This is a genomic window from Candidatus Absconditicoccus praedator (genome assembly GCF_021057185.1).
In the GTDB taxonomy this organism is placed as follows: Bacteria; Patescibacteriota; Gracilibacteria; order Absconditabacterales; family Absconditicoccaceae; genus Absconditicoccus; species Absconditicoccus praedator.
Genome location: NZ_CP054059.1, coordinates 1084499 through 1094943 on the forward strand (window position 1 = coordinate 1084499; position 10445 = coordinate 1094943).

7 protein-coding genes are annotated in these 10445 nt (G+C 31.5%); all 7 read left to right on the forward strand.

Translation table 25 applies throughout. The annotated features are described in order from the left end of the window. The first annotated feature begins 247 nt into the window (after positions 1–247). The 7 genes from HLG78_RS05225 (at position 248) to HLG78_RS05255 (ending at position 10368) form a co-directional block, all read left to right on the forward strand. A complete protein-coding gene (locus tag HLG78_RS05225) occupies positions 248–1105 on the forward strand; it encodes a hypothetical protein (protein ID WP_231178028.1) in 858 nt (285 codons plus the stop codon). 291 nt (positions 1106–1396) lie between these two features. Further along, positions 1397–1546 (forward strand): hypothetical protein, encoded by a 150-nt coding sequence (locus tag HLG78_RS05230; RefSeq protein ID WP_231178030.1) that lies wholly within the window; start codon positions 1397–1399, stop codon positions 1544–1546. A 221-nt stretch (positions 1547–1767) separates the two neighbouring features. Beyond that, positions 1768–2934 carry a WxL protein peptidoglycan domain-containing protein gene (locus HLG78_RS05235; protein ID WP_231178032.1) on the forward strand — a complete coding sequence of 389 codons (1167 nt, stop codon included), beginning with the start codon at positions 1768–1770 and terminating at the stop codon, positions 2932–2934. Between the two features lie 15 nt (positions 2935–2949). Beyond that, positions 2950–3411: a hypothetical protein gene (locus tag HLG78_RS05240; protein WP_231178034.1), complete on the forward strand. Its 462-nt coding sequence runs from the start codon at positions 2950–2952 to the stop codon at positions 3409–3411. Between the two features lie 8 nt (positions 3412–3419). Next, positions 3420–4517 (forward strand): hypothetical protein, encoded by a 1098-nt coding sequence (locus HLG78_RS05245; RefSeq protein ID WP_231178035.1) that lies wholly within the window; start codon positions 3420–3422, stop codon positions 4515–4517. A 26-nt stretch (positions 4518–4543) separates the two neighbouring features. Beyond that, positions 4544–6397 carry a hypothetical protein gene (locus HLG78_RS05250; protein WP_231178037.1) on the forward strand — a complete coding sequence of 618 codons (1854 nt, stop codon included), beginning with the start codon at positions 4544–4546 and terminating at the stop codon, positions 6395–6397. Positions 6398–6483: 86 nt separating this feature from the next. Then, on the forward strand, positions 6484–10368 hold the full coding sequence (locus tag HLG78_RS05255; RefSeq protein WP_231178042.1) for a putative Ig domain-containing protein: 3885 nt from the start codon (positions 6484–6486) through the stop codon (positions 10366–10368). Positions 10369–10445 lie beyond the last annotated feature (77 nt).

Genomic DNA, 10445 nt, shown 5'->3' on the forward strand with positions numbered 1-10445 from the left:
ATGTTTTTTCATTTTTTAGAAAAAATGTGTATGTGAGTAGTCTCTTATAATTGTGATAATCTTTCAAAAATATTTGAAATACTGGTGTACAAATTTGTGTAAAAAATCTATTTTGTATTGATTTTTATTTTTTAATAGGTATATATAAGATGAAAACAAAAACTAAAACACATAAAACTCCGGAGTTTTTGGGTGTTTTTCTCAAAAATACTTTAACAATAAATTTAATTTTTAAATTACAAACACAATGAGAACAAATATGATGACAAGAATATTGGCTACAGGTTCAATATTTGCTTTGGTATTTGCTATGATAGCTCCAGGTGTAAGAGCTGATGAGGCTCCTACTTGAGAAGTAGATGGTGATGGTAATATAGTTGTTAGTGATAATAATTTTGATGATGGTCAAGAAGAAGGTGATCTTACAGTTTATGTTGCAGATGAATATGAAGGTGATAGGATAGAAGTTGCTCAAGGTGATTTAGAAATAAAAGATGATGAATTAGTTATATCTGGTGGTTATAGTGAATGAGATTATTATGAAGTAAGTTATATTTATAATGATGATGATACTAATTTTGCTGGAGCAGTAGTTGTAGAAGGTGCTGATGATCATAGTGTAGAAGTGACAGCTCAAGTTCTTCCTATACTAAGTATGGAGCTTTCTGATACTTCTCTTGATTTTGGTGAGCTTGAATTGGATGAACTTAATGATGCTGGTGACCTAGTTGTTACTGGTAGTACAAATGCTACTGATGGTCTTACTATTAGTGTAGATAGTAATGGTTCTTTGACAAATGAACAATATGATGATATAGCTTATTCTTGAGATGATCTGACAGAATATGGTTCTGATGGTGATGAATTCTATAGATTTGGTCTTACTTGAGATAATCAAGTAGATTTTGATGATGGTAATATTTCAGAAACAATAGATAGTTATGAAATAGTAGATTTTGATGATGGTTCAGTTTCTATAGCTGAAACTGATAACCCTGTTACTAATTGAAGCTTTACTCTTCAACCACAAGCAGCTATAAATACAGATACTCCTGCTGGTAATTATTCTGATGAACTAGAATTTACTATCACAGGTAGTTTCTAACCAAAATCTTAGAATTTTTTGATACCAAAGCAAATACCCAAAAGAGAGCCCTACACTTCCAGCAAGTGTGGGGCTTTTTTATGTTGTTCTATTCGCGCCCGGGCGCGGTAGATCGATGCGGTGAACGCTGAGTTCAACAAGCTTATTTGGCGCCCGGGCGCAGAAGAGGATACCCTCCATTAACTCGGCGCCAAAGTTGAAGAGGGTCACCCCTCCAAAAGATTGTAACAAAGTTGAGGAGTACCCCCACTCCTAAAGATTGTAACAAAAGGGATGGAGTGTTCCACTCTTATGGTTTGTTACCAAAAGGATGGAATAAGCCTTGGGTATTGTTGCAAACTAAGATGGGCTGATGTTGGATATATTGCTTCAAAAAAGCAGCAAAAAACTTTAGATAAAAATTTGGAAATTTGATCTTGAAATAAAAAAAATTTTGATTAATAAAATTGTGTTCCCAAAACTCCTCCAAGTTCCCAGTCTATCTGGGAATTTGCCGGCTGTTTTTGCAGCCGGCTTTTTTTGTGTCAAAATTTTGCGAGCCTAATTTCAAAAGCTTCTTGGACAAAAAATTGATTTTAGATAAATAATAAAAAATAATACTTGAATTTGACAAAAAAATATTTATTAATTACTTATTGATTTATATATGTGTCTTAGTTTCAATGAAAAAAAATCTGTGATTTGTTGTGTTTTTGATGATGTTTTGGTGATTTGGTTTTGCAGGTATTAGTATATCACCTCTTAGGTTTGAATTTGATCTGGAGCCTGGTGAGTCAGTTGATGAGGTAGTAAGAGTTTCTAATAATGCTGATGAATCTGTAACTTTATATACATCCAAAGAAGACTTTGTTGCTTGAGATGAGACAGGTAATCCTCAATTTGTTGATAGATCAGATTTACCCAATCCTGATAATGCTTTATCCAGGTGGATATCCGCTTCTCAAGAAAATATTACTTTGGGACCAGGAGAAACAAGAGAGATTTCTTTTAGTATAGATATTCCTGAAGATGCCGAACCATGAGGTCATTATTGAGCACTATTTTTTTCTCCAGGTGGTTGAGATGGTCAGGTTTCTGTAGTTAGTAGGCTAGGTGCTTTGATGCTTGTAGATGTGGATTGAGAAGTAGAAATTGATTGAGAGTTGAGTTCTTTTGATTTTTGAAGAGCTCTTGGGTGAGAGTTTTTTGAGGAAGACCATTTTGATAGCTTCCCAATAAGTTTTAAGACAAGATTTGAAAATAAAGGTAATGTACATATCCAACCAACAGGTAGGATAGAAATCATAGATGAAGATGGTAATCAGTTGGAAGATATAGGTAAAGAAAGAATTACTTCGCCTCAGTGAGCTTTTGTATGAGAAGAATTAGTGGATTATATTCCTATTAATGATGCTGGTGGTAATGTGTTGCCAGACTCTACAAGAGCTTTTGAAAGTGAGTGGCAAGGTTTTGGTTATAATGTATTGGACAGAGATTGAAGACAAAGAGCAGAATTTAGGGATATATCAGAACATTATGCCCAAGAAGCAGAGGAGGCAACATATCTAAATTTTTGGGAAAGCTTGGAAGAAGTACCAGTTCAAAGAGACTTCACACTACAAATGGAACTTTCTTATGTATGAAAAGATTGAGAACAAAAAGATTTTTATGAGCAAGATGAAATTACTATAGAATATACAGACACCAAAGTTACCAACAACTGGTTTGTAATAATTGGAGGTGTATTATGATTTGTATTTTTGATAATTTTGTTTATTGTATGGAAAAAGAAATCCAACGAAAAACTTAGACAACAAATAATGGAAGAGATGAAAAACAACAATGTTTAATTTCAAAAAATTAAAATGATAAATCTAAAAAGTCTATTTGTTTTGAACTTTGTTTTGATTTGAGTATTTTTGTTTATCACAAACGTTTTTGCAGATAGTTCAGATAGAACAATAATAGATGAAGTGGATGTATCAGCAGTTGTATTGACCTGAGATGCATTACCTCCAGTTATTAGAAATGTTTCACCTTCTTCGGATCCTATATTCTTGAGAGAGGACACCTTGCAAAGTTTTAGTGTAGACATAGAATTTGTTGATGATGATTTTGATGATGAAGTGACATATACCATAGCTTCTGATGAGTGATCAAATAATAATAGAACTTGAACAATATCTAGTGATGGTACAATAAATTTTTATTATCGTGCTCCTATGGTTGAAGATGTAGATCAGTCTTTGTTGGACGAGGAAATTACAATCACTCTTAGTAATTCTCAAGATTATACAAAAAGAACTATTTGAGTTTATGTTTATTAGATTTTGTGATGAAAAATATATTTTTTGTTTTTGGGTTATCTTTGATGTTGTTTGCTTGATCTTTTTTTGCTATGCATACGATAGATACAACAAAAGATCAACAAGTAGATCCATACGATTTTTTTGTAAAAAATCATAATAGGGTTGATGATTTTTATTCGGATATTCCTTTTAGAAAAGATGATAAAATTACATATGTTTTTGTGTTTGAAAAATCTGGATTTGTAGACTCTTTGGATTTTCAGATTGATGAAATTCAAGATCTTATGAAAATTTCTGATATTCAAACAAATTATAATATTTATGAAAGAAATTGATGAAGTTTGGTTGTTGTAGAATTTGCTGGAGATGCTACTAAGGCATCAAATACTCAAAATATCCAAAAATCAAATATCAAAAACTATATAGATTTCAAGTATGCTGATTTTGAAGAATCCTTGGTAAACAATTGAGATGATATAATAGAAAAAAATCAACAACAAATCCAAGAATACAATCCTATAGAAGAAGATAATAATGGGGAAACTCAAGAAGATATAGAAGAAAATCAAGAACAATCTACAAAATCACAGAAAGAAGAATTGTGATTAGCGAACACAAACTTCAATGTAAATGAAACAACACTTGTAGATATATACTGATATGATTTGGATAAATTATCATACATAACAATATGAGAAGTTAGCTACCCAATCCAAGAATATGATTGAAACTTTTTTGTAAATATTGTAGGAGATGATTTTGAGGAAGGGAGCTATTTTGCTTTTTTTGTCAAAGATAATCAAGAAATACTAGATGCCAATCAAGAAGTAGTATTTTCTGATCAAAAAAGAGATATATATATTTCTGATATGATACCTTCCAAGGTAGATAAAAAAACTTGATGATTGATATCAATTCTTGGATGATGATTCAATGATATTGTATCTATCCAGTTGAGTAACAATAGGATATTGGAAACAGCTGATTTTGATGTTGTTTCTAATACTACTTTGATGCTGAAAATACCAGATGATCTTGAAGCGGGTGAGTACTTTTTGAATATTATGACTAGAGAAAATATTTATGAGCTTGAAAATGCAACATTTCAAGTTGTGACAAACTAAAATTTTTATAACCTAAATTTTGCAAAATGAATCTAAAAAATCTTATGGCTTTAATGCTTTTTGCTTTATTATCATTACTTAGTTTTTCTACAGTTTATTGAGATTTGATTTGATCTGATATACTTGGTAAAAAATGATGAAAAAGTGAATCAGAGTTTTCAGATGATATTTGAACAGTGTTTTTGGGAGAAGCTATAAATATTAGGACAGTGGTTGTATTTACTTGAGATGAGAAAAAAATAGAAATAACATCTCCTACTTGAGCTCCTATTTGATCAAGTGATATAGAAAAAAAACAAGGATGTGAACAAGTAAATATTAATAAATGAAGACATACTAACTTTACTTTGTCAACTAAAGATGAAGATTCTAATAAGCCTTGTGAGTTTGAGTTGATACTAGATTATGAAAATACTCAAGTTGGTAACAATAACTTTAGATTGTTTTTGGATAATGAATCAAGGCAGTCTGTTAGTTATCAATGAACAAAGGATATATCTATAAGTTCTGCAAAAACTAAGGATTTTGATTGAGAAGGAGAGGTTACTCACATTAGAGCTATATTTTCTACTTGATTTGATTTGGATAAAGTTGATAAAAATAAATATACTATTAGGCTATGAGATAAGGATAAATCAATTGAATCTCTTAGTTGAGCAAATTGAGAATGAGATTTTGTTGATTTTGAGCTTGATAATCCTTTAACTGGAGATGCTCGTCCAAGTATCCAACAAGCTAGTTATGATGATTGAGGTGTAAATTTTGAACAAACTTCTTTTTTGAGAACTTCTGATAGGGTTGCTCCTATTTTGAATACAAATCTTGATGATTGATCAGATACAGAACTTGAAAATAGTATTGATGTAGAAGTGTCTTTGACAGAAGAAGGTAAGATATATTATGGATATTGACTTGAAAATGAAGCTGCTTTAATAGATGAATGAAATGTTCTTGAGTATGATGATGCAGAAAAATCTATAAAAGTAGAGGATGAGAAAACTTTGTACATAATATGAAAAGATTTTGCTGATAATCAGACAAAATTGTGGTCTCATACTTTTACTAAGAAAGAAGAAGATGAAGAAGATGATGATGCTCCTAGAAGATGATGAGGAGGGTGAGGATGATGAGCTCCTGCTCCTAGTGATGATGAAGATGAGGATGAAGAAGATGTTGATGAAGAAGATGTTGATGAAGAAGGTGAAATTGACGATGATGAAGAGTTGGAAGAAGATGATGATATAGATGAGGATTATGAAAAAATAAAAACAGATGATAAATGAAGAGTTGTTGAAAGATGAGAAACTACTCAATCAGTTAGAGAAAGTCTAGTAGAAAAAGCTCCAGAAAATCTACAACCAGCTATGAATCAAGTATCCAATATTTTTGAGATAGAGGTTGAATATATAGAAAATAGATCTTTGGTAAGTGATAATCTTTTTGGTATAAAAGAAGGTGTTTTTGATAGTTTCAGAAAAACTTTTGAAAAAGTATTGGAGTATAGAGAACAAAGAAATCCTGAGTTGGCTCAGCAAGCATTGGATTATTATGAAGATTATCAACAACAAAAACAGGAAGCAAATCAGCTTATTTCGTCTTATATCAAAGAGGTTGATATTTCTGAAATTGATAAAACAGTATATCAGGCAAGAGATGAAAATCTTAATCAAGCAATTTCTTTGGTGCAAGATATGATTTTTGATAAAAATATTGAGCTATACAACAACAATCAAATAACTGAAGATGAATTGGATGAGTATGTACAAGTTTATAATGAGTTTATCTGGTCTGTGATAGTTTTCAATATAGAAAGAAATGAGATATCAAGAAATCATGCAAGAAGTATGATTCAAGATTTTGTTTATTATTATCAGATGTAGTGAGTTTTTTTTAAAATGTGTTGATATTTTGACAAAAAATTTATATTGTGTATAATATGTTTTGATTTTATTTTCTTTTTAAAGCTATGTCAGAACAAATAAATTTTAGAAATAATGATACAAGAAAAGCCTCAAAGGTTTCAGAGTTTTTTAGGAGTACAAGTGTTTTGTTGGCTGGGGTGTTGAGTATATCTTCTGCCTATTGAGGAGATAGTTGAAATAAAAGTATAGAAGATAAATATTTTTCTCAAGAACTGGTAGAGCATATAAAAGGAAGTTATTCAGAAGCTGATGAAGCTTTGGAAGCTGAGACTCTATGGGAGTTTTTTTCTAGTTTGGGTATTAGGATATCAGATGTTCATAGAGGGAAGCTGTATGCTTACTTCACTTGAGAATCCAAAGAAGCATATCGTGGTACTAGGCTTCAAAATTCAGTTTTATTGGTCTATTTAAAAGAGGAAGTAAAGAAAAACCAACTAGAACAAAAAAGGATAAAGAAGCAGTTAGAAGAGTTACCAGATCTTCCATCTAGTAGTTCTTCAGATATAATTCAACCTGAACTATCTGTATGATCATCTTGATGAGTTGTATGAAAGATACATTGAGAAGAGTTTGAGATATGAGTAGAATGAACTTATACAGAAGGCAGACAAGTGGATCCATCATTTCAATTTTATAATGCTCTCTCGGATATTGGTCTTGAAGTGTATTGACAAGTTTGATATGAAAAAATTTCTTGAGAAAGATTTTTGTCTGCAAAAGTAGCTTTAGAAAAATTGATAGAATTGTGAGAAAGAGAATGAAACCTAAGATTGAAGGTTGAAAGAGCTCAAGATAGAGATAACTTACAAAATATAGTTGCTTGATGAGATGTTTCATTGGATTCTGAGTGAAATATTTTGATTTGAGTAGATATCCAATCATTGAGGCAGATACACAGTGCTGTAGTGTGATGATCTTCTGAGAATTTTACTTGATCTGTAGATAGGATATCTGCATATTTTACCAATAATAATATAAATTCTTTTTTTCAGTCACTTTGAGGTGCAGTTGTTTATGGAGATTATAGTTGAGAAAGTTTTGGAACAGTAGATGAAATAATACAACAAGAAACTATAGATTGACAACAATATGATACTTATTCTCTAACAGAAGCTTGGGTACCTGATCATCAAGAGTTGAGGTGAATATTTTCTGGAACAACTCAACCATATTCTTTTTGAAAATATTGAGATGTAATATGAAATTTCAATATTAGTATAGATAGATTTACCTATGATAATGTTACAAATATTCTAGGAGAGGATATAGATCCATGATTGGATACTACCCAATATTCTATGAGGTGAGAAATGACATATCAGTCTCCTTCAGATAAGTCCAGAACAATATTTTGGTGAGAGGAATCAACTTGAGATGATAGAAATTATTGAATAGAACATCAAAGATATGTGGGGGATGGACTAAAGATTGTATGAAATATACAGCATTCCCAAACTGGAGCCTGATATGATGAAAATAGGTATTATGTATGAGTAAATTGGAATTTTGGTAGTGGTAAAAATCAGTTTTGAGATGTTTGAAATATTTCTCAAAATCATAATCACGCTCAGTATTGAATAGATAGACAATTTAGATGATATGAAACTTTTGAATATACCACTGATATTGCAAGGGTACAAGAATGATCAAATATAGATATGATTGAAGATGAAGATTGAAATCTTGATCGTTTGGAGATAAATGCTACTCAAGATCTTGTGGTTGGAGCAAATGCTTTTGTGGCCAGTGATGATTGAGTAAGATGATTATTTGAAGTTGTAGGTGCAAATACTATCAAAATTTCAAAAGAGAATTTGATTGATCTGGTTCGTGAAATATGATGAGATGAACTAACAGTTTGATTTGAGCAGCAAAACTGAGATATATATATTTTGGATTTACAGATAAGTCAGTGATCTATAAGCTTTCATTCTTATAGAAACTTGCCTAATGTGGCAGATGATTTTGCTTCTGATGTGGTTTCTAGGAATGTAGATGAAAAGATTTTTGAAGAAATGTTTGATGGAGAACTGAATGCAAATACTTGAAGACATATGCATTTGTGATTGGGTGATTTTGAGGATTGAAGGTTGAAAGAAAGGTATTTGGATGGAGAATATACAGCAGAAGTTATGAATGCTGTTTTTGAGTGAAGATATATTCAAAATACGATAGAAGACTTGAAGGAGTGAAATATAGATAATGACGAGGCTATAGATAGGATTGATGAAGAAGATGTAGATAAATCTGATTTGGAGAATAAAATAGAAATAGCAAAAGACAAAGAACAAGAAGATTATACTCCGGATAGTTGGGATGATTTACAAACTGTCTTGGATAATGCCAAAAATATAAATGAAGATGAAGATGCAACTCAGGATGAGGTAAATCAAGCATGTAAGGATCTGAAAGATGCAATAGATGATTTGATAGAAAGGGAAGAAACTCCAAATCAGTTTGAGTTTGAAAGAAAAGACTGAAAAAATTTGTGAGAAAAAGTGGCATCAGAGAAGGTGGAAATTGGTTGAATAAATGTGCCAGTAGATATAAGTGTACAAAATTGAGAATATCAAATAAATGATGGAAATTGGACGGATGCAGACTGAGAGATAAAAGCTTGAGATGAAGTAAGAGTAAGACATAAAACAGCAGATAATTATCAAACAGAAACAATAACTACATTAGAAGTATGATGAGTTAGTGCAGAATTTGTGAGTGAGACAAGGGAAGCTGATGTTCCAACATTTGATGGTCCAATAGAAGATCAAAATATTAGAGAATGAGAGGGTTTTGAATTGGATGTAAGTTGAGAGTTTGAGTGATGAGATTATGATATAGTGAGCTATGAAGCAGATGGATTGCCAGATGGATTGAGTATAAATGATGATTGAATAATATCATGAGAACCTGTAGAGGTTTGAGATTTTGTAGTAACAGTAACAGCAGAGGATAGTGAATGAAATAGTGTGACAAGTAATGAATTTGTTTTGGAGGTGAAGGAAAAGATAGATAAAGAGCCAACTAAGTTTGAGTTTGATGATATGGAAAACTTAGTACCATGAGAAGAGTATGATACAGATAAGATAACAGTAAGCGGGATAAATGTGCCAGTAGAAGCAACTACCACAAGATGAGTTTTGATAGTAAACTGAGAAGATAGATGAGAAAGTACTGAGGTTGAAAAAGATGATGAGGTAAAGGTAAGATTTACAGCACCAGATGGATATGAAGAGACTAGAGAGATTACAGTGGAGATATGAGAAAGAAGTGAAACTTTTAGTATAGAGACTAAAGAGGAGTTGCTTGAGCCACCAGAGGAAGCTCCAGAATGATTGAGTATAGAGTGAAGTGGATGAATAGTGGATGAAGAATGATATGAGTGGACATATAATAATGACTTTAGTTGGAATCCTGTATCATGAGCTGATAGTTATGAAATAACTTTGGTGAAGAGAGACTGAAGTGAAGAAGTGAGGACTACTACAAATACAAGTATAGAATTAGATGATGGATGATATGAAGATATAAAGGTGAGATGAGTAAATGAGGATGGAAAATGACCAGAATCAAGTTTGTGAGAGAAGTGGGAGATAGCTAATTGATTGGAATTGATAGAATTTAGTAATTGGATATCAGGTATTCCAGATGAACAATGAAGGACATATAATGGTCTAGAGATAAGGGTAAATTGAAAAGTTCAAGATAGTATAGTATGACAAACTTGAAGCACAAGTGAATGATGAAGTTATGAGATAACATGAGTTGATTGAGATAGGATTATATTTGATTATGAATCCCCATCAGATTTAGAGAAGGAGTGACCTTGAGACTGAGCATATCCAAGGGATGAAATAATTATAGAAGGTGCTTTGAATAAAGCAGGTAGAGATTCAGACATAAGTTTTGATACAAATAGGCTATCAGAATAATTAATTTTGCTTGATTTTATTTGTTAAATATTTATTATGCAAATAATTATTATGATAATTAATTTTTAATAAATATA